The organism is Candidatus Poriferisodalis sp., from assembly GCF_965262965.1.
Classification (GTDB): domain Bacteria; phylum Actinomycetota; class Acidimicrobiia; order Acidimicrobiales; family Poriferisodalaceae; genus Poriferisodalis.
This window is the reverse complement of record NZ_OZ253573.1, coordinates 2,575,458-2,594,192: the sequence shown is the minus strand read 5'-3', so window position 1 is coordinate 2,594,192 and position 18,735 is coordinate 2,575,458. Positions and strand designations below refer to the sequence as shown.

Sequence of the window (18,735 nt, the reverse complement as noted above, 5' to 3'; positions counted from 1 at the left end):
TCACCGACGGCGAGTGTCCCGGCGACCAGCCCCGCTACCGTGACCGCCATGGCTGACAGAGTCGAGTTGCTCATCGTCGGTGGCGGAAAGATGGGCGAGGCGCTGCTGGGTGGCCTTGTGTCTTCGGGTCGGAACTTCAGCGGTATCGCTGTCGTGGAACCGGTAGCGCAGCGTCGAGCCGAGCTGGCTGACCGCTACGGGGCCTTGGGCGTGCAGGTCGCCACGGAGGTCGTTCCGTCCGACGGGGCGATCCTCGCCACCAAGCCTGATGTGATTCCCGACGTCGCCGCTGCTGTGGGACAGGTCGGCACACGCCGTTTGTTGTCCATCGCCGCAGGAGTCCGGCTGGCCACGCTCACGAACGCAGCGGGTACCGAGTTCGGCATCGTGAGAGCAATGCCCAACACACCTGCACTGGTGTCGCAAGGTGCCGCCGCGATCTGCGGCAACGACCAGGCCACCGAGGCCGACCTTGCATGGGCCGAAGGAATTCTCGGCGCTGTGGGTCGAGTTGTCCGTGTGCCCGAGCATCTGATGGACGCGGTCACAGGCCTGTCCGGTTCAGGACCGGCGTACGTCTTCCTCGTGGCTGAAGCGATGATCGAAGCCGGTGTGCTCATGGGTTTGACCCGACCTGTCGCCACTGAACTGGCCAACCAGACGCTGCTGGGCGCTTCGACGTTGCTTGGCGAGGGACGATCCCCCGCAGACCTGCGGGCTGATGTGACCTCGCCAGGTGGCACCACGGCTGCGGGCCTGCGCGAGCTCGAGCGCCACGGTGTGCGCGCTGCATTTGCCGCGGCCATCGAAGCCGCAACTGCGCGCTCCGCCGAACTTGGCGGCCAGTGAACAAGCCGCGTCCCACACGTCCCGCTTCGCTGTTCGTGGGCAGGCATCTCCCATGAGCCACTTCGGCACCATCACATGCCTCAGCGACCTCGGCAACGCCGACGAATCGGTCGGCGTCATTCATTCGATCCTGCGCCAAGCCGCACCTCATGCCTTGGTGATCGACCTCAGCCACGAGATCGACCCAGGCGACACGCGCACTGCAGCGCTGATGCTCGCGCGCAGCGTGCCGTATCTGGCCCCCGGAATCGTGCTTGCCTCGGTGGGCCACCGGCTTGTTCGCCCCGCGATCGCGGTATCGGTGGGCGATGGCCAATCGATGCTGGTCGGGCCGGACAACGGGGTGCTGGCCGCGGCGACGGCGGCCGTCGGCGGGGCCGACGAGGCTGTGCTCATCGGGCTCGACCCCGCATCGGAAGCCGCGTCGGCACTGCACCCGGCACGCGACGTGCTCGCTCCGGCCGCAGGCCGCCTCGCGGCGGGAGAGCCGCTGTCGTCCCTCGGCGCAGCCGTTGACCCTTCGTTGCTGCTGCCCGCGCTTGTGGCGGTTCCGCGCATCGCAGATGACGGCATGGTGATTGCCGAAGTGCTGTCGGTGACGCGCTGGGGCACCGTGCAGATCAACGTCGACCGGGAGATCTTGGACGGCCTCGGCGACCTGCTGGTCGCGGAGTGGGCGCCGACTCCGCAGTCCGACACGTCGCAGGCGGTGCGACTGATGCCTCCCCGGCAGGCGGGTACCAGCGGCCTCGCGCTCGCCGACGACCCACACGGACTGCTCGAGCTCACGGTCGCCGGCGGCAGCGCGGCCCATCTCGGCCTCGACGTCGGCACCGAGGTGCGGCTGCGCCCGGCGACGTGAGTTGAGTGACGTGAAACGGGCGACATGAGACCGCGGACTGCACTGGTGCTGGGCCTGCTGGCGACGCTGATTCTGCTCGTTGCCACGATCCAGTTGCTCGTCGCCATTGGCTGAAACGGCGCATCGGTCGCACATTGGTGCCGCAGTGATGTAGCAACCGGGTGTCGGACCGGCGAGAATGTCCGGGCCGCATTCCTGACCCCTGGGAAGTCCTCGTGTCCATCGTTGTCATGGGTGTAAGCCACCGCAGTGCGCCGCTTGACCTCTTGGAGCGCTGCACGGTTTCCGCCTCCGACTTGCCCAAGCGACTCGACGACCTCGCTGCATGCGAGCACGTCAGCGAGGCCGCCATCGTCTCCACGTGCAATCGCACGGAGGCCTACGTGGTCGCCGAGCGATTCCACGCGGCGTTCGGCGAACTGCGCGATTTCTTCGGCACGCTTTCGTTCGCTCCGCCAGCCGAGCTGTTCGACCATCTCTACGTGCACTACGACGATGACGCAGCACGACACCTGTTCGGCGTCGCCAGTGGGCTCGAATCCGCTGTGCTGGGCGAGGGAGAGATCCTGGGTCAAGTGCGAGCCGCCTGGGACGCAGCGCGCGTCGAGGGCACGGCGGGAGCTGTGCTCAACCAGTTGTTCCGCCATGCCGTGGTCGCTGGCAAGCGCGCTCGGACCGAGACGGGCATCGCGCGGGGCACCGCATCGGTCAGCCACGCCGCAGTGAGCATGGCGATCGAGCATCTGGGCACCTTGGAGGGTCGTCAGGTGCTCGTCGTGGGCGCCGGCGAGATGGCCGAGGGCATGATCGTGGCGCTCGCAGCGGCCGGACCGGCTGCGGTCCATGTTGCCAACCGCACGTCTTCTCATGCGCAGGCATTGGCTGAGCGCGTCGGAGGGCATCACCTGCCGCTCGGGCGGCTCGCCGATGCGCTGAGCGAAGTCGACGTGCTGCTCACCTCGACAGGTGCGACTTCGGTGATCGTGGGCCACGCCAGCGTGGGCGACATCATCACCCGGCGCGCTGGGCGGCCATTGCTCATCGTGGACATCGCAGTGCCGCGCGACGTCGACCCGGCGGTTGCCCGGCTGCGGGGCGTCACGTTGCTGGACATGGACGATCTGTCACGCTTCGCCTCGTCAGGTCACGCTGGTCGCGTTGGCGAAGTCACTGCGGTCGAGACGATCCTGGATGCCGAGACGGAGCGATTCGCGCAGTCGCGGTCTGCGCGTGAGATGGCTCCCCTCATCGAAACTCTGCGCGGCAGAGCCGAAGCAGTGCGGGCGCTGGAAGTCGAACGCGCCTTGGCGTCGAATCCCGATCTTGACGACGCCGCCCGCGACGCACTCGAGCGGGCAACCAAGTCGTTCGTCAACAAACTGCTGCATCACCCCACGGTCGCCCTGCGGGCCGCTGCCGGCAAGGCCAAAGGCGACCGCCTCGCTGACTCGGTACGCGACCTGTTCGACCTTTAGTCGGGGTTTGCGCCCAGCGTGAGGATTGCGACGCGTTCGAGCCCCTTGGCACTCTGGCAAGCGCGCGCGGTCGCACATGCGCTCGAAGCTGCCGGCTCGTTACGGTCGGCTGCGGAATTGGTGCCGGTCACCACGAGCGGCGATGCCGACATGAGCACGCCGATCTCGCAAATGTCCGGCCGCGGGGTCTTCGTCACCGAAGTGCAAGCCGCCGTCCTCGACGGACGCGCCGATTTCGCCGTACACAGCGCCAAGGACATGCGCTCGGAGCCGACTGACGGGTTGACTCTGGCGGGCTGCCTGCCGCGCGGTGAAGTTCGAGATGCGCTCGTCGGCCTGCCACTCGACGAGATCCCGCACGGCGGCATCGTCGCGACGGGCGCCCAGCGCCGACAGTGCCAGCTAGCGCACCTCCGGAGAGATCTCCGATTCGTCGGCCTGCGCGGCAACATGGCGCGCCGTATCGCTACCGCAGATGGCCCCGACGTTGACGCTGTGGTCGTCGCCGCGGTCGCGCTCGAGCGGCTTGACGAAGTGCACCGAATCGCACAGTGGTTCGGACCCGATGAAATCCTGCCCCAAGTCGGACAGGGCGCTATCGCGATCGAGCATCGAGTCGGGGACTCGACCGCAGCAGCAGCGACGGCGGCAATCATCGACGCGGTCACCACCCGTTGCGTCGAGGCCGAGCGCGCGTTCTTGCGGACACTCGGCGGCGGCTGCGACCTGCCGACCGGTGCCTACGCGACGCTCGACGACACCGGCACGCTCGAGATGTCAGCGTTGCTCGCGAGTCCCGACGGAACCGACCTCCTGCGCGCCGCGGGACGTGACACGGATCCGAACGCGCTTGGCACCGCGCTGGCACGACAGCTGCTCGCCGACACAGAGTCCCTCGCCTGCGCTGCAGAAGATGTCTGAAGGCGTGCCTGCGGGGCAGTCCGGAGCGCTCGCGGGGCGCACGGTGGTCGTCACTCGGGCCTCCCACCAGGCTGCACAGCTGGCCGAGGTACTGCGGCAACACGGCGCGAGGGCCGTGGTTGCACCCGCACTGGCGATTGTGCCCCCGCTCGACGGTGGGCAGCCCCTCGACGACGCCCTGCTGCGACTCGAACGCTTCAGCTGGGTGGCTTTCGCGTCCCCGAACGCGGTGGCTGCGACCTTGGCTCGCGCTGACCGAAGAGGTGTTCGGCGCCGTTTCGCCCGCATCCGAGTCGCGGCAGTCGGTCCGTCAACTGCGTCCCGCGTCATGGCCGAACTGGACCGTCCGCCGAATCTGGTGCCGGATCAGCACGACGCGGCTGGCCTGGCTGCGGCGTTCGCAGATCCGCGGCCCGGCGACGCGTGCTTTGTCCCCCAATCGGCAGCGGCCCGACCTGAACTGGTCGATGGCCTACGCGCCCGCTGCTGGGAGGTCGCGGCGGTCACTGCCTATCGAACGGTGACGCCGACGCTGTCGGACCATCTTGCCGCCGATATTGCCGCTGCAGATGCCGTCGTGTTTGCATCCCCGTCGGCCGTGCAGGGCCACCTTGCTCAGACCGGCGGCCTGCTGGCGAACGCGAAGGTCGTCTGCATAGGTCGCACGACGGCAGCCGCGTGTTCCTCCGCAGGCCTCGAGGTTGCGGCCGTCGCTCCGCAGCCGTCCGACGCCGGACTCGTCGACGCTGTTGCACAAGCGCTCAACGCCACACAGCCAGCCTCGTAGTCCTGACAACCCCACCACCCCTACGCTGCGAACCGTGACGGAGCCCCACCCGACGAACACAGGCTTGTTCGAAGCGGCCCGGCGTGTCATTCCCGGCGGGGTCAACTCGCCGGTGCGAGCCTTCGGCTCCGTCGGCGGCACGCCGTACTTCGTGGAATCGGCCAGCGGGCCGTACGTCACCGACGCCGAGGGCCAGCAGTACATCGACTTCGTGCAGTCCTACGGGGCGATCATTCTTGGCCACGCCCATCCCGCTGTCACCGAGGCGGTGGTATCGGCTGCGGCGGACGGCACCTCCTACGGCGCGCCCACCGCGCGCGAGGTGGCGCTGGCTGAGCGCATCGCCTGCGCAGCACCGGGTGTGTCCCAGGTGCGGCTGACCAGCAGTGGCACCGAGGCGACGATGACCGCCGTGCGACTGGCCCGTGGCTTCACCGGCCGGCCGCGCATCGTGAAGTTCGCCGGCTGCTACCACGGCCATGCCGACTCGCTGTTGGCTGCGGGCGGCAGCGGAGTCGCCACGCTGGGGCTGTCGGGTTCAGCCGGAGTCCCGCCGAGCGCGGTGGCCGACACGGTCGTCGCGCCCTACAACGTCGTGCCCGAACTCGACGACCGGATTGCTGCGGTGGTCGTCGAGCCGGTGGCGGCGAACATGGGTCTGGTGCCGCCGGTGCCCGGCTTTTTGGAGGGCCTGCGACAGGCCTGCGACGAAGTGGGCGCGCTGCTGATCTTCGACGAGGTCATCACCGGATTCCGCCTCGGGCTGGGCGGTGCCGCCGAGCGCTACGGGGTGACGGCCGACATTTCCTGCTTCGGCAAGGTGATCGGCGGCGGCTTGCCCATCGGCGCGCTGGGCGCACGCACCGAGATCATGGAGACGCTGGCACCGACCGGTCCCGTGTACCAAGCCGGGACGCTCTCGGGAAATCCGCTCGCCACCGCAGCGGGCCTCGCCGCGTTGGACCAGCTCACACCCGAGGCATACGCACAGCTCGAAGCCCGGGCCGGCCAGTTCGCCGACGGCATGCGTGGCGTCCTCGCGGGCGCCGGGTTCGATGCGAACGTCTGCCAGGTCGGCACCCTCGTCGGTTTGTACTGCGGCGCGGGCCCCGCCTCAGGCTGGGTGCCGGCGGACTACGACGATGCCCGTACCACCGACGAGCAGGCATACGCCCGGCTCCACGCCGGGTTGCTCTCGGGCGGGGTGGCATTCGCCCCTGGTGCCTACGAAGCGATCTTCGTCAGCCTCGCCCACACCCCCGAAGTCATCGACCAAGCCTTGGCGCTCATGGCCGACGCTGCCGACGCTGCCGCGGCTGCCGCAGGGCTGTGAACCGATCACAGGAACCGGGATGCTTGATGGAGTCTGCCACCGGCTCGTATTCGGGCAATCAACGGTGATCGAGGAACAGCGCCGCCGACAGGCCCCCCCACCGGCCAAATCGAACTCCCCGCAGACTGTGGAACGCGGCACTACGCAGGGTCATTGCGACAAGTGGGTGATGGGAACCACCGCGATGTCGTCGTTGGTCTCGAACGCCGGGCCGACGGCGGTTACGACGATCAAGCGCAACGGGTTGCCGGATCGTTGGGTGTCGACTTTGGCGCGCAGGCGGCGCAGTGATGCAATTGCCGCCTCGATGGCAGCCGCTCCGCCGAGTTTGATCTCGACGGCGGCCCAATCGCTGGCTCCTCGGGTGACGATCGCATCGACTGCCAGCTCCTTGCTGTCGCGGTAGTGCATGACTTCGGCGTCGAAGGTCTGGGCGTAGACACGAAGGTCGCGGATCACCAGCGATTCGAAGAGGAAGCCGAGCGCCTCGAGGTCGGCGATCAGTCCCTCTGGTGATGCTCGCAGCGCTGCGGTCGCGAGGGAAGGATCCACGAAGTATCGCTTTGGTGTGGAACGCAGCGTCGCTGTGCCACGGAGGTGCGTCGACCACGCTGGGAGAGGTTCGATGACGAACGCATCGGCCAACCGGTCGAGATACCGCCGAACTGTGTCGCGGTCAGATGGACCGCCGAAGCCTGCGGTGTCTTCAACCAACGTTCGCAGCGAGGCGGATGTGGCTTCGTTGCGAGCGAGAGACGTGATCAGTGCCAGCATCTTCCGCGGGTCGTGCGCGGCGGGCTCTCCGGTGGAGAGGTTGATCTGCGAGACGTCGCGCAGGTAGTCACGCAGGCGCTCCCGGGCGTCGGTGTGATCCATGGTGGTAAACCGCGGAAATCCGCCGCGGCAGATCAGTCGTGCGACGCGCCCAAGATCTGACTCGGCGGGATCTGCGGCGCAGGGGCCGCCGTCCAGCAGGCTCGCGAGCGAGACCGCGCCAGACGAATCGCCCGATTCCCACAGCGACATCGGGCGCATCCGCAGCCGCGCGACGCGACCGGCTCCGCTGTGGTCGGTGGCGGCGACGGCGGGCTTCACCGAGCCCGTCAAGATGAATTGACCGTTGATCCCCCGGTCATCACACGCGTGGCGCATTGCATTCCACAGGCCATCGGCAACATGCCACTCGTCAAGCAGTCTCGGCGTGTCGCCAACGAGGAATGAGGCAGGGTTCACCTCGAGTTGTCGACGGGTCGAATCGAGCTCGTCGAACCGCACCATGCTGTTGGCAAACATCCGACCGGTCCACGTCTTGCCGCACGCACGGGGACCTTCGACCACGACGGCAGGTGCCGTTCGCAGCAATCGCTGCATGTGATGGTCGACAACTCGCGGCACATAGCCATGGGGCCCTAAGCCGCCCATAGTCATACTGCAAAATATACCGTTCCTATACCACTGAAAATACCCTTCAGATTCCGTAAGAAAGACCCTCGTCGGACGCTTCCCGGGACTGGCGCGGCGCGGACTGCGGCTAGCTGCGATCGCGCCAGAGCCGCGCCATCGCCGACGCGGCGCGGTAGATGCGCTCGGGACCGCCACGCTGGTCGTCGCGGAGCAGGTCGGTTGACACTCGCATGACCAGGTTGCCCATCTGGGGCGAGCGAATGGCGAGCTGTGTCAGGCGTCGCATCAGACCAGGTCGGCCGAGCGCGCGCGTCGCGATACGCCCGAGATGGTGGTACCGCTGCCAGCGCGCAGCCAACTCAGTCTCGTAGCGCCGCAATTCGAGTGCGTCGTCGGCTTCGAGCGCTCGACCGATGACCTCAGCCGCGAGCCGGCCTGTGCCCAGCGCGGGTCCGATGCCGTCGCCGTTCCAGGGATTCACACTGCCGGCCGCGTCACCGGCCACGACCCAGTTGGGGCCTGAACGCGGCCGCACAGATCCGCCCATGGGCAATCGGCCCCCGACGGGAGGCGTGTGCGGACCGTCCGGGTCGATCTCCCATCGGTCGGGAATCTGGCGCGTCCACTGCTCAAAGAGACGATCCAGCGAGATCGCCTCGTTGCCGTCGTGGTGGCTGAGCAGGCCCACGCCGACATTGGCCGTGCCGTCGCCGACCGGGAACACCCAGCCGTACCCGGGCAGCTGACCGCCGTCGCGGTCGATGAGCGCGAACACCGATTCGATCCACGGCTCGGCGTGACGGGGAGTCGGGTAATAGGCGCGCATCGCCAGACCCTGCGCGTAGGTACGCGTGCGGGCGGTGCCCAGCGCGCGTCCGAACGTCGACCGCGGCCCGTCGGCGATCACCACGTAGCGAGCGTGAGCGACGAGGGGTCCGCTGGGCGCACCACCGGTGCCGCTGCCCACCGCGTGGCAACCGCGCAGATGGCCATCGGTGAGCAGCGGCGCTGTCACGTGGGTGCCGGTCCATATGTGTGCACCGGCCGCGCGCGCTCGTGCGGCGGTCAGAGCATCCAGTCGAGGTCTGCGTACGACGACGCCGTACCCGGGAAGCCGCTCGTCGCACGGCCAGCGCATCTCCAGGCTGCGCCCGTGTGCGGTCATGCGGAGACCCTCGTGGCGATGCCAACGTGCCGCGACCGGGTCGCATCCCATGGCGATGAGCTCGCCCACGGCGCCCGGTGTCAGAGCGTCACCGCAGGCTCGCTCGCGTGGATGGGTCGATTGCTCGATCAGCAGGACGTCGTGCCCCGCGTGCGCTGCCCAGTAGGCGGCCGCGCACCCTGCAGGCCCGCCGCCCACAACGAGCACGTCACAGGCTCTGGTCTCGGTCACGTCGCGTTCGGGCACACGCAGATGAGGCTGGCGCGCCACAGGCGCGCATCTTGGCGGCTAGTGGCCGCCACCACCCCCGCTGTCCGAGCCGCCGCCGAGGTGCTCCCACTCGGCGTCGCGCTCTGCTTCGACCTCATCGCTGATGTCCTCGCCGCCGATGACCTCGCGGACATATCTGGCGACGGAATAGAGCTGGTGGGGCTGGAGTACCTCGCCGAATGCCGGCATGTTCGATCCCGTCTCGCCCGAGACGTGGGGACCGCCCGCGCGGTTCGGATCGCCGTAGACCCGCCCGATGCCGGTGCCCTCCGAACCGAGCGAGACCCATTGGATGAACGAGTCGTCGAGGCTCGGGAACGTGGCGAGGACCTCGCCGTTGTGGAGCGGGCGGCCCACCAGGCTTCCGTCAGAGCCTGACCCGCTGCCGCCGTGGCAGCTCGCGCAACGCACGGCGTACGTGGTTGCGCCCTCGTTGATAGCGGTGATCGGCACGGGCGGCGGCTCGGTCAGCTTCCAGTACACGAATCCCCACAGCGGCAAGCAGACCAGCACAGGAAGCACCCACACAGGAATGCGGTGGCGAGTTCGCGCGGCAACGACCCACTCGGGATCGGGTGCGATGGCGGGTTCAGTCTCTGCCAGCGCGGCCTGCTTGGCCGCAGCGATCATCTCTGCGGGCCCCGGCCCGGCGGCTACGGCCGCGCCAGGCGCTGGCGCACCAGGCGCCGCTGCGCCGCTGCCGTCGTCCTCCAGCACGCCCAAAGCGACGCGACGCTGTCGCGAGCGCTCCAGCAGGTACTCGGGAACTTCGGCCACTGTCTCCTCCGCGGGGTTGCCCCCAGGGCTTATCGAACGAGTTTGCGGTGCCAGCGTGCGCAGCGCAGGTTACGCGCCCGAGCACCCGGAGCACGATACGCGCCCGAGCACACCAGCGGGCAAGTCTGCCACGCAGTCGAAGCCTCGCGGCGTGCCCAGCGGCGTGCCCAGCGGCGTGCCCAGCGGCGTGCCCGTGCGGCGTGCCAGCGAGGCTCTGCCGGTGCCGTAGCGCGCGGGCGAAGGCTGCAGCGAAGACGCCGTCGGCCGATCCGACCTCCGGATTTGTGGACCCTGACGTTTGCCGTGCTAGAACATCGCGCGCCATAGCCGGGGTGCCGGTAATCTTTGCCCCGGTCTCGCTGCGGCCGACAGCCGCAGTTGCGCCGAATTGCAGCAAGCCGAAGCCGACAGGACGACGCGGGAGGAAGAACGAGTGGTCGCGCTCTTCACATCGATCCTCGTGACCGCGCTGATGGTCTGGGGGATCGTCGCCTACGGCAAGCGCCGCCCGACGGACCGCCCGACGACCTGGGGCGAGGCCATGCTGGGCGCGGCGTACGTGTTCATGCTGCTGCTCATGGTCTTCGGCATCGTCCCCGACCGGTGGGTGCGCCTGACCGACAACGAGTGGGGCTGGTCGGTCGAGCGGTTCCTGTTCACCGATGGGCAGTTCCTCACATCGCCCATCACGTTCCCGCCCACACGCATGGACTTGAAGAAGGTCAGTGACCTGGTGGTCGTGATCGAGCATCTCGCAGCGCTCGTCGGCCTGTCGCTGCTGTGGCTGTGGTGGCAGCGCCGCGACAAGGCTCAGCCCGCCGACGAGCCCACATCCGATTTCGGACGTCCCCTCATCAAGGGCAACTGAGAGAGCGCAGAGATGGCAAGCAGTGACGCCAACCCGCCGATGCCCAAGTTCCGGGACGACTACGTCCTGCATCAGGTCGATGCCGCGTACCTCGATGCAGCGGTCAAGCCGAAGCAGTTCATCAACATCGACCAGTCCGAGTGCATCCAGTGCGAGGGCTGCGTGGACATCTGCCCGTGGAAGTGCATCTGGTACGTGTCCACCGAGGCGGTTGACGAGGCCGTCGGCGTCGACCTGCCGGGTCTCGACCCCACCGACAACGCCATCTTCATCATCGACGACGACGTCTGCACCCGTTGTGCGCTGTGCGTCGACCGTTGCCCGACAGGCGTCATCACGCTTGGCAGGGTGAGCAACACTCCGCCTCCGGGCGGCGACGTTCACGGCCGCACGCATACGCACGGCTACGCCTACGGGATGCGCCTGTAGCGCCGGCACTCCCACGCACACCGAAGGAACCAGCCCGGATCGATATGGCGAACACGCTCGAAAATCCCAATGGCAAGCCGAAACTGCCCGATCGTCTCGCGAACGCGCAGCAGGCAGCCGCAGATTGGATGCAGGACAGCCAGTTCTGGACGTCGGTCTTCCGGCCCGGCTCGATCTTCCGCAAGGGCTACACCGACAGCCCGCGGAACCGCTCCTATGTCGTCATGAACAGCGTCCTGTACCACCTTCACCCGGTGAAGGTGAAGCGGCACGCGGTCAAGGTCAGCTACACGTTGTGCCTCGGCGGTCTCAGTTTCTTCCTGTTCATCTTGCTGACCATCACGGGCATCTTCTTGATGTTCTTCTACCGGCCCACCGACACGGCGGCCTGGGCGGATATCGAGAGTCTGCACACGCAGGTCGCCTTCGGCCTGCTCGTGCGCAACATGCATCGATGGGCCGCGCATCTCATGGTGCTGTCGGTGTTCTTGCACATGGCGCGCGTCTTCTACCACGGCGCGTACAAGGCGCCGCGCGAGTTCAACTGGGTCGTCGGGGTGATGCTGCTGCAGCTCACGTTGCTGCTCAGCTTCACGGGGTACCTGCTGCCCTGGGACCAGCTGTCGCTGTGGGCGGTGACCGTGGGCACGAACATGATGGGATTCACCCCAGTGTTCGGCGACCAAGTGCGTTTCGTACTGCTGGGGGGCAAGCAGATCGGCGCGGAGACGCTGCTGCGCTGGTACGTGCTGCATGTGCTCATGCTCCCCTTCGTGATCGTCATCTTCATGGCGATCCACTTCTGGAGAGTCAGAAAGGACGGAGGCATCTCGGGACCCTTGTAAGGAACCCAGCGACGGAGCGCCTCATCGACAGCTCGCCGTCCGTTTCCTTACGCTGCCCCCGACACCCACAAGCAGATGACCGAGATTCCCGAACACCTCCTGCGGCGAAGCGCCGACGCCCGCTCTCGCCTCGTCGGCGACTCCGCGCCGGGCGATTCCGCCGCATCCGCCGCCGCGCCGCCCAGCGACGACGACGGTGTGACGATCCCGCGTTCACTGCTCGCAGCCAGCCAGCAGCCCGGCGGCCCCTCCGCAGCTGTGGGCCCCGCTGGGGCTCCTGCGGGCGGCGGGGTGGCCACGGCACTGCCGCCGCTGATGGCGGGTCCGGGGGGAAACACGCACCGCCTGCTGACAGTGGTGAAGTCCGGCTCCATCCAGGACGTCAAAGCCAGCCCGGGAGACAAAGTTCACGTCTGGCCTCACCTGCTGGCGGCAGAGTTCACTGCTGCGCTGTTCATCACAGCATTCACGCTGGTGTTCTCGCTGTTCGTCAACGCTCCGCTGCTCGAGCTGGCGAATCACAACGAGACGCCCAACCCCTCCAAGGCGCCGTGGTACTTCCTCGGGCTGCAAGAGCTGCTGACCATGTTCGATCCAATGATCGCCGGCGTGACGATCCCCGGCGTTGCGCTCGTGCTGCTGGCTTTTGCTCCCTACATCGACAAGAACCCGTCACAGCGCCCCGAGGACCGTAAGTTCGCGATCTCCATCCAGACGATCCATCTCATGTTCTGGGCGGTGCTCGTCATCATTGGCTCGTTCTTCCGGGGCCAAGGATTCAACTTCACCTACCCGTGGGACACCGGTCTGCACGGCATCTTCCACTTGTAGGAGCACGTCGGCATGTCCACCGGAACGGTTCTCGCGGTCGCGATCCCGGTCATCGTGGTGCTGGGCGCCGTGGTGGCCTTCGTGTCGCTGCGTCGTCGTGATGCCACGGGCCTCGGGTACCTCTCGCGAGAAACACGTCGCCGCGACGAGCAGGTCACAGCGTCTGCCGAAGCTGGCGATGCCGCTGGAGCCTTCGGCGTCAGCGCGCAGGCTCGGGACCTCGAGCGCTCGGTGGCCCTGGAGCGCCGGCCCGCTCCTGTCGCTGTGGCCGCGCCCGAGATGCCCCAGGACTGGGCGCCGCCTCCTGCATCCCAGGTAGGCGTTACTCGCCGCCAGTTCCTCAACCGGTCCTCCGTGATGCTGATGGCAACCGGCTTGGGCACGTTCAACGCAGCGATGATCGCGTTCTTGTGGCCCCGCCCGACAGGGGGTTTCGGCTCGAAGGTCAAGATCGGCACGGTGGCCTCTGTGGACGAGGCCATCGCCTCGTCGACCCCGGCGGTCAACTTCTCGTACTTCTCCGAAGCGCAGAGCTATATCCAGCCGTACCCGACCGACTCGGCCACGCTGGATGCAGCTGAGGCCGTGTACTCGGGCACCGTGCTCGATGCCATGAAGGCGGGGTACGTCGCACTGTGGCAGAAGTGCCCGCATCTCGGCTGCAAGGTGCCCGTGTGCGGCAGCTCGCAGTGGTTCGAGTGCCCGTGCCATGGCTCGAAGTACAACCGGGTCGGTGAGAAGAAGTCCGGCCCTGCGCCGCGCGGCATGGACCGCTTCGCGGTGACCATCGAAGAGGGAAACGTGTTCGTCAACACCGGCACCGTCGCGCAGGGACCCGCAATCGGCACCGACACCACCGGGCAGGGCCTGGAGGGGCCGCACTGTGGTTGACGTGATTGGGCATGACCTGATCGGGCCCGAACTCATCGGGCAAGGGGTCCCTCAGCTGCTGGCGGCCAGCACCGAGCGGTCTGTCGCGGTCGTGCTGCTGGCCGTCGTGGTGGTCGGTTGGGCCATGTACGTGTTCGTGAACATCCGCCAGGCCAAGGCGGAGGCGGGCAGCGAGATCGAGCTGGCGCCCAACCGGGGCCGTATGCCCGATGACGAGGAACTCGAGGGCCCCAGGCTGGAGAAGGTGCAGGCCTTCGGTGTGCTGATGCTGCTCGTGATGGCGCTGGTGCTGCCCGTGTACTGGATGCTCGAGGGCGGCCGCCGCTCAGGCGCCGAGACGGCGTTCTCAGAAGATGCCGCCAACCGGGGCGAGAGCCTCGCTGCCGAACAGGAATGTACCAACTGCCACGGCGCCGATCTGGGCGGGGCGCGCTTTGCGCCGGTGGTGCTCGACATCGGGCACCAGTTCGTCGACACGGGCTCCTTCATCATCAACACGTCTTGGGAAGCACCGTCGCTCGACGACGTGTTCACGCGTTTCGACACCGACGCCGAGACGCTCGACGAGACGAGCGAGGTGCGCCAGATCCTCGTGTATGGCCGCGGCGTCATGCCCGCGTGGGGCCTTGACGGCGGTGGCCCGTTGAACGATCAGCAGATCGACGATCTCGTCGCCTGGTTATGGCGCGAGCAGATCTCCGATGAAGAGGCGATGGAACGGGCCGCGACCCGCAAGGCAGCAGAGCAGGCCGCGAACCCTGACAAGTCCGAGGGCCAAGTGCTCTTCGAGCTGAACTGCGCGCGCTGTCACACGCCGCGCTGGCCGGGCCGCGGTCCGGCGCAGCTGCCGAACAATGGCGGAACGGTTGATGTGCTTCCTGGTCCGCCTGGCGCTGGCCGCTACGGTCCTTCGCTCAACAGCGTGAGCCTGGGGCGCCTCTTCCCCGAAATTGAAGACCATGTCGCGTTCATCGCCGCAGGTGCGGCCGACAACGTGCCCTTCGGCGAGTTTGCTCGTCTCGGCAATTACGGCATGCCGGGTTTCGGACGGGTGCTGGCCGAAGACGAGATCCGCGCCATCGCCGAATACGAACGGAGCCTCGATCCCGAGAGCCAGACTGCGATTGAGTTCGAACGGCTGCGCGAAGCGGGGGATGACTCATGAGTGCCTCAATCTTGGCGATCGTCAGCTGGGATCCGGTCCTCACCGGCTACCTCGCGGTCATCATCGCTGTGGGCGTGTTGTGCGGTTCGGTGTACTTGCTGCTGGCAACCAACCTCGGTGTGCGACTCGGCTTCTTGGTGGCATGGACCGGCCTGTGGGGCTGGATGCTGCTGATGTCATTGGTGTGGTGGGTCTTTGGCATCGGCTGGATCGGCAGCCAGCCCGGCTGGAACGTCACCCATGTGGCGGCGAACCCAGCGACCGTGCCCGTGGCGGTGGTACAAGACCTCGCCCGATATGACCTCGACCAGGCGCCCCCCGAGTGGACAGAAGTAGACGAGGCAGATATTCGATCGGCAGCGGACAGCCACGTCGTGTGCAACGACGCCGACCCGCGGCGCTTGCTTGCCGTGAACTCGTGCCGGTTCTCCGCTGCGACCGATTTCGTCACCCATCGTGTGCTGATCACTGGCGGCGAGCGCTACCGACCCTTGGGCGTTCCCGACAACGTCGTGACGCAGTACTTCCTCCCGAGTCGCGGGAAGCCGGAGTACGCCGTCGTGCAGATCCAGCCATTCGCGCCGACGCCCGACGTCGATCCGAACCTGGTTGATGACGAAGGCACGGTGATCTTGCCGCAGGCGCAGATCGACGACGACGCGCCCGTCTACTCAATCGTCATGGTCCGCGACCACGGTAGCGTCAGGTTGCGGCCAGCGCTGTTGGCGATCTTCTCCGCGTTGCTGTTCGGCTTGGGCTGTTATCACCTGCACCGACGGGATCAGGCGATCTGGGCGGTGCGCGAAGCTGCTGGCCAGTGACCGATCCCCGAGCAGCTGATGGGCCAGTGACCGACCGGGCAGTGTCGAATCGGTCCGGGATCGGTCAGACTGGCGCCGGAGTTCGACCGACGACGCATTGAGGGGGTCCGTGGGCATGGAGCAGTATCTGCCAGTGCTGGCGCTCGGTGTGCTCGCGGTCGTGTTCGTGCTGCTGAGCATTGTGGCGTCGCGCATGCTGGCACCGCGGCGCGACACGAACGCGAAGCTGGCGCCGTACGAGTGCGGCATCGTCGACCAGGCCGCCATACCCGAACGCTTCCCGGTTCGCTTCTATCTCGTGGCGATGCTGTTCATCATGTTCGACATCGAGATTGTCTTCCTGTACCCTTGGGCAGTGGCCAATGCTCAACTCGGCCTCTTCGGCTTCATGGCGATGCTGCTGTTCGTCGTGGTGTTCTTCCTGTCGTTCGTGTACGAGTTGGCCATGGGCGGCCTCGAATGGGGACCCCGTCGGCGCATCGCGGTGCCCCTGCCGCCCGCGACTCGCAGCGGTGTGACCGGTGTGGTCACGGTTGGCACCGTCGGCCGCGAGGTCGAGGCATGGAGCGGCGTGAGTCAATCCGGTGGAGCGGGCTGATGGCTGGGATCGACGAACTCAAGTCGAAACTCGGTATCGACGACGGCTTGGCCGGGCTCGGGCACAACGTCTTCACGGCGCCCCTGGAAGAGCTGGTGAAGTGGTCGAGGCGCCGGAGCCTCATGCCGGCCACGTTCGGCTTGGCGTGCTGCGCCATCGAGATGATGGCAACGGGCACAGCGCACTACGACCTGGCTCGATTCGGCATGGAAACGTTTCGCGCATCGCCTCGCCAGGCCGACCTGATGATCGTGGCTGGTCGTGTCAGCCAGAAGATGGCACCGGTGCTGCGCCAGATCTACGACCAGATGATGGAGCCCAAGTGGGTGCTCTCGATGGGCGTCTGCGCTTCGAGCGGCGGGATGTTCAACAACTACGCCATCGTTCAGGGTGTCGACCAGGTCGTGCCGGTGGACATGTACGCGCCGGGCTGCCCGCCGGGTCCCGAGACGCTGCTGCACGCGATCCTGGCGCTGCACGAGAAGATTCGCACCGGCGAGCTCACCCAGCGCCGCACTGAGCGCGGCGGCGGAGCGGGCATTGCCCTCGACCACGCCACAGGGGCCCGCTGATGGCGGACGCTGCAGCGCCAGCCGGCACCGACGACGCGGTGTCGAACGACGCCGCGCAGGCCGCTGGGCCAACGGCGTACGGCGTGCCGTGCTCCGACGAGCGCGGCCAGCTCGTCGTGTACCCCAGCCGAGACGAGTATCTCGCCGCCATCGGGATGGCTGCTGTCGACGGATTCGAAATGTGTGTCGACGTGTGTGCTGTCGACAATCTCACCAACCGCACTCGCAGCCTGCCGCGCGGCGTGACGCCCGAGCGCTTCGAGGTCGTCGTGAATCTCCTCGACATGCGCGGCCGCCGACGCCTGCGAGTGCGCACCCAGGTGCCAGCGGACGACCCGCAGGTGCCGTCGCTTGTCGGGCTGTACCAAGGCGTCGAGGCGCCCGAGCGCGAGGCGAGCGATCTGTTTGGCGTTGCCTTTTGCGATCATCCCGACCCGACCCGCATCCTGCTGCCGCCCGATTGGGAAGGTCACCCGCTGCGCAAGGACTACGGCATCGGCGCCATTCCCGTCCAGTTCAAGGCGGTCGAAGGTCGATGAGCGCGACGACTGCTGTCGACGACGCACAGGGGGCGACCAGCGCGACGCGGATGCGCCGTCCCACCGATGCGATATTGCGCATCTCCGAGGACGAAGCACTTGCCGCCGCGGTCGTCGATGAGGAATCGCCCGAAGCCAGTTCGGATGTCAGTTCCGGTGATGGCCCGATGCTCATCAACATGGGTCCGCAGCACCCGTCCACCCACGGAGTGCTCCGCATCGCGATGGAGCTCCAGGGCGAGACAGTGCTGCGCTCCAAGCCCATCATCGGCTACCTGCACACCGGCATGGAGAAGACCGCCGAGGACCTCACGTACCTGCAAGGCCCGACCAACGTCACCCGCATGGACTATGCCTCGCCCCTGTTCAACGAGCTGGTGTTCTGCCTCGCTGTCGAGGACCTGCTGGGAACCGAGATTCCAGAGCGGGCGACCTGGATCCGGATGCTGATGTGCGAGCTGAATCGCATGAGCTCGCATCTGCTCTTTCTGGCGACGAACGGCATGGACCTCGGAGCCGTGGGGATGATGCTGTACGGCTGGCGCGAACGCGAGGACATCCTGCGGTTCTTCGAAAGCGTCACCGGCTTGCGGATGAATCACAACTACATCCGCCCGGGGGGCGTGGCCGCTGATCTGTCCGACGGATGGCAGGACGAGGTCGAGCACATCCTCACGGTCCTGCCCGGTCGGCTCGACGAGTTCGACACGCTGATGACCGGTCAGCCGATCTGGCGCGACCGCACCCAAGGGGTGGGCGTCATCACGGCCGACGAGGCGGTGGCCATGTCGGCCACGGGGCCGCTGCTGCGCTGCACTGGCGAGGCCTGGGACCTGCGACGGACCATGCCCTACCTGGCCTACGACGAGGTTGAATTCGACGTTGTGGTCGGCGCATACGGTGACACGTTCGACCGCTATTCCATCCGGCTGAACGAGATCCGCCAATCGATGCGCATCGTCGAGCAGTGCCTCGACAAGATGCCCAAAGGTCCGTATCGGACCGAGGACCGCAAGATCACCCCGCCGCCGCGCGCACGCATTGACGAGTCAATGGAAGCCCTGATCCATCACTTCAAGATCTTCACCGAGGGCTTTCGGGTGCCGCCGGGCGAGACCTATGTGGCGGTCGAGTCACCTCGTGGTGAGCTGGGCTGCTACCTGGTGTCCGACGGCGGTCCGAAGCCTCAGCGGGTGCACATCCGAGCGCCCTCGTTCGTGAACCTGCAGTGCCTCCCGCACCTCATGTACGGCGGGCTGCTCGCCGACGCCATCGCCGTCATCTCCTCCGTCGACCCGATCATGGGCGAGGTCGACCGATGAGCGTTCGGTTC

At 67.2% G+C, this 18,735-nt stretch carries 19 protein-coding genes and 1 pseudogene; 17 read left to right on the top strand and 3 right to left on the bottom strand.

What is annotated here, in order from left to right; genetic code table 11:
• Positions 1-48: 48 nt before the first annotated feature.
• From proC to ACQY5K_RS12465, 6 genes are all read left to right on the top strand, one after another.
• A complete protein-coding gene (proC, locus tag ACQY5K_RS12490) occupies positions 49-849 on the top strand; it encodes a pyrroline-5-carboxylate reductase (RefSeq protein ID WP_428115722.1) in 801 nt (266 codons plus the stop codon).
• A gap of 52 nt (positions 850-901) precedes the next feature.
• Complete coding sequence (locus ACQY5K_RS12485; protein WP_428115720.1) at positions 902-1,711, top strand: SAM hydrolase/SAM-dependent halogenase family protein; 810 nt, start codon at positions 902-904, stop codon at positions 1,709-1,711.
• Positions 1,712-1,926: 215 nt separating this feature from the next.
• Positions 1,927-3,186 carry a glutamyl-tRNA reductase gene (gene hemA / locus ACQY5K_RS12480; RefSeq protein WP_428115718.1) on the top strand — a complete coding sequence of 420 codons (1,260 nt, stop codon included), beginning with the start codon at positions 1,927-1,929 and terminating at the stop codon, positions 3,184-3,186.
• An 18-nt stretch (positions 3,187-3,204) separates the two neighbouring features.
• On the top strand, positions 3,205-4,107 hold the full coding sequence (gene hemC / locus ACQY5K_RS12475) for a hydroxymethylbilane synthase (protein ID WP_428115715.1): 903 nt from the start codon (positions 3,205-3,207) through the stop codon (positions 4,105-4,107).
• Complete coding sequence (locus tag ACQY5K_RS12470; protein ID WP_428115712.1) at positions 4,100-4,894, top strand: uroporphyrinogen-III synthase; 795 nt, start codon at positions 4,100-4,102, stop codon at positions 4,892-4,894. The genes hemC and ACQY5K_RS12470 overlap by 8 nt, the downstream gene beginning before the upstream one ends.
• A 34-nt stretch (positions 4,895-4,928) precedes the next feature.
• A complete protein-coding gene (locus tag ACQY5K_RS12465) occupies positions 4,929-6,227 on the top strand; it encodes a glutamate-1-semialdehyde 2,1-aminomutase (RefSeq protein ID WP_428115710.1) in 1,299 nt (432 codons plus the stop codon).
• 150 nt (positions 6,228-6,377) lie between these two features.
• Here ACQY5K_RS12465 and ACQY5K_RS12460 read toward each other — a convergent pair whose 3' ends face one another.
• The 3 genes from ACQY5K_RS12460 to ACQY5K_RS12450 form a co-directional block, all read right to left on the bottom strand.
• Positions 6,378-7,655 carry an ATP-binding protein gene (locus tag ACQY5K_RS12460; RefSeq protein WP_428115708.1) on the bottom strand — a complete coding sequence of 426 codons (1,278 nt, stop codon included), beginning with the start codon at positions 7,653-7,655 and terminating at the stop codon, positions 6,378-6,380.
• A gap of 103 nt (positions 7,656-7,758) precedes the next feature.
• Positions 7,759-9,042: a geranylgeranyl reductase family protein gene (locus ACQY5K_RS12455; RefSeq protein WP_428115706.1), complete on the bottom strand. Its 1,284-nt coding sequence runs from the start codon at positions 9,040-9,042 to the stop codon at positions 7,759-7,761.
• A 42-nt stretch (positions 9,043-9,084) separates the two neighbouring features.
• The gene (locus tag ACQY5K_RS12450; protein ID WP_428115704.1) at positions 9,085-9,843 is read right to left on the bottom strand and encodes a c-type cytochrome; all 759 of its coding nucleotides are present in this window, start codon (positions 9,841-9,843) and stop codon (positions 9,085-9,087) included.
• Positions 9,844-10,276: 433 nt separating this feature from the next.
• Here ACQY5K_RS12450 and ACQY5K_RS12445 point away from each other — a divergent pair, with 433 nt between their 5' ends.
• The 11 genes and pseudogenes from ACQY5K_RS12445 (at position 10,277) to ACQY5K_RS12395 (ending at position 18,724) form a co-directional block, all read left to right on the top strand.
• A complete protein-coding gene (locus tag ACQY5K_RS12445; RefSeq protein WP_419921476.1) occupies positions 10,277-10,711 on the top strand; it encodes a hypothetical protein in 435 nt (144 codons plus the stop codon).
• Between the two features lie 12 nt (positions 10,712-10,723).
• A complete protein-coding gene (locus ACQY5K_RS12440; RefSeq protein WP_419921475.1) occupies positions 10,724-11,140 on the top strand; it encodes a 4Fe-4S dicluster domain-containing protein in 417 nt (138 codons plus the stop codon).
• Between the two features lie 44 nt (positions 11,141-11,184).
• Positions 11,185-11,985 (top strand): selenite/tellurite reduction operon b-type cytochrome ExtP, encoded by an 801-nt coding sequence (gene extP / locus ACQY5K_RS12435; protein WP_419921474.1) that lies wholly within the window; start codon positions 11,185-11,187, stop codon positions 11,983-11,985.
• Positions 11,986-12,060: 75 nt separating this feature from the next.
• Positions 12,061-12,816 (top strand): menaquinol-cytochrome c reductase cytochrome b subunit, encoded by a 756-nt coding sequence (locus tag ACQY5K_RS12430; protein WP_428115700.1) that lies wholly within the window; start codon positions 12,061-12,063, stop codon positions 12,814-12,816.
• A 12-nt stretch (positions 12,817-12,828) separates the two neighbouring features.
• Complete coding sequence (locus ACQY5K_RS12425; protein ID WP_428115698.1) at positions 12,829-13,707, top strand: ubiquinol-cytochrome c reductase iron-sulfur subunit; 879 nt, start codon at positions 12,829-12,831, stop codon at positions 13,705-13,707.
• Positions 13,700-14,872, top strand: a complete 1,173-nt coding sequence (locus tag ACQY5K_RS12420) for a c-type cytochrome (RefSeq protein WP_428115695.1) — start codon at positions 13,700-13,702, stop codon at positions 14,870-14,872. Before ACQY5K_RS12425 ends, ACQY5K_RS12420 begins: the two co-directional genes overlap by 8 nt.
• The gene (locus ACQY5K_RS12415; RefSeq protein ID WP_428115693.1) at positions 14,869-15,693 is read left to right on the top strand and encodes a hypothetical protein; all 825 of its coding nucleotides are present in this window, start codon (positions 14,869-14,871) and stop codon (positions 15,691-15,693) included. The genes ACQY5K_RS12420 and ACQY5K_RS12415 overlap by 4 nt, the downstream gene beginning before the upstream one ends.
• Before the next feature lie 115 nt (positions 15,694-15,808).
• On the top strand, positions 15,809-16,291 hold the full coding sequence (gene ndhC, locus ACQY5K_RS12410) for an NADH-quinone oxidoreductase subunit A (RefSeq protein ID WP_419921469.1): 483 nt from the start codon (positions 15,809-15,811) through the stop codon (positions 16,289-16,291).
• Positions 16,291-17,036 (top strand): annotated as a pseudogene (locus ACQY5K_RS12405) (NADH-quinone oxidoreductase subunit B); the annotation flags it as partial. The gene ndhC and the pseudogene ACQY5K_RS12405, both read left to right, overlap by 1 nt.
• Entirely contained in the window at positions 17,019-17,402 is a 384-nt protein-coding gene (locus ACQY5K_RS12400) for an NADH-quinone oxidoreductase subunit C (protein WP_428122669.1), read from the top strand. The pseudogene ACQY5K_RS12405 and the gene ACQY5K_RS12400, both read left to right, overlap by 18 nt.
• 80 nt (positions 17,403-17,482) lie before the next feature.
• Positions 17,483-18,724: an NADH-quinone oxidoreductase subunit D gene (locus ACQY5K_RS12395; RefSeq protein WP_428122667.1), complete on the top strand. Its 1,242-nt coding sequence runs from the start codon at positions 17,483-17,485 to the stop codon at positions 18,722-18,724.
• Positions 18,725-18,735 lie beyond the last annotated feature (11 nt).

Bases quoted from the DNA above. Each gene is read 5' to 3' on its own strand.
- proC (WP_428115722.1), top strand. From the start codon at position 49: ATGGCTGACAGAGTCGAGTTGCTCATCGTCGGTGGCGGAAAGATGGGC.
- ACQY5K_RS12485 (WP_428115720.1), top strand. From the start codon at position 902: ATGAGCCACTTCGGCACCATCACATGCCTCAGCGACCTCGGCAACGCC.
- ACQY5K_RS12470 (WP_428115712.1), top strand. From the start codon at position 4,100: ATGTCTGAAGGCGTGCCTGCGGGGCAGTCCGGAGCGCTCGCGGGGCGC.
- ACQY5K_RS12460 (WP_428115708.1), bottom strand. From the start codon at position 7,655: ATGACTATGGGCGGCTTAGGGCCCCATGGCTATGTGCCGCGAGTTGTC.
- ACQY5K_RS12440 (WP_419921475.1), top strand. From the start codon at position 10,724: ATGGCAAGCAGTGACGCCAACCCGCCGATGCCCAAGTTCCGGGACGAC.
- extP (WP_419921474.1), top strand. From the start codon at position 11,185: ATGGCGAACACGCTCGAAAATCCCAATGGCAAGCCGAAACTGCCCGAT.
- ACQY5K_RS12430 (WP_428115700.1), top strand. From the start codon at position 12,061: ATGACCGAGATTCCCGAACACCTCCTGCGGCGAAGCGCCGACGCCCGC.
- ACQY5K_RS12425 (WP_428115698.1), top strand. From the start codon at position 12,829: ATGTCCACCGGAACGGTTCTCGCGGTCGCGATCCCGGTCATCGTGGTG.
- ACQY5K_RS12415 (WP_428115693.1), top strand. From the start codon at position 14,869: ATGAGTGCCTCAATCTTGGCGATCGTCAGCTGGGATCCGGTCCTCACC.
- ndhC (WP_419921469.1), top strand. From the start codon at position 15,809: ATGGAGCAGTATCTGCCAGTGCTGGCGCTCGGTGTGCTCGCGGTCGTG.
- ACQY5K_RS12400 (WP_428122669.1), top strand. From the start codon at position 17,019: ATGGCTGCTGTCGACGGATTCGAAATGTGTGTCGACGTGTGTGCTGTC.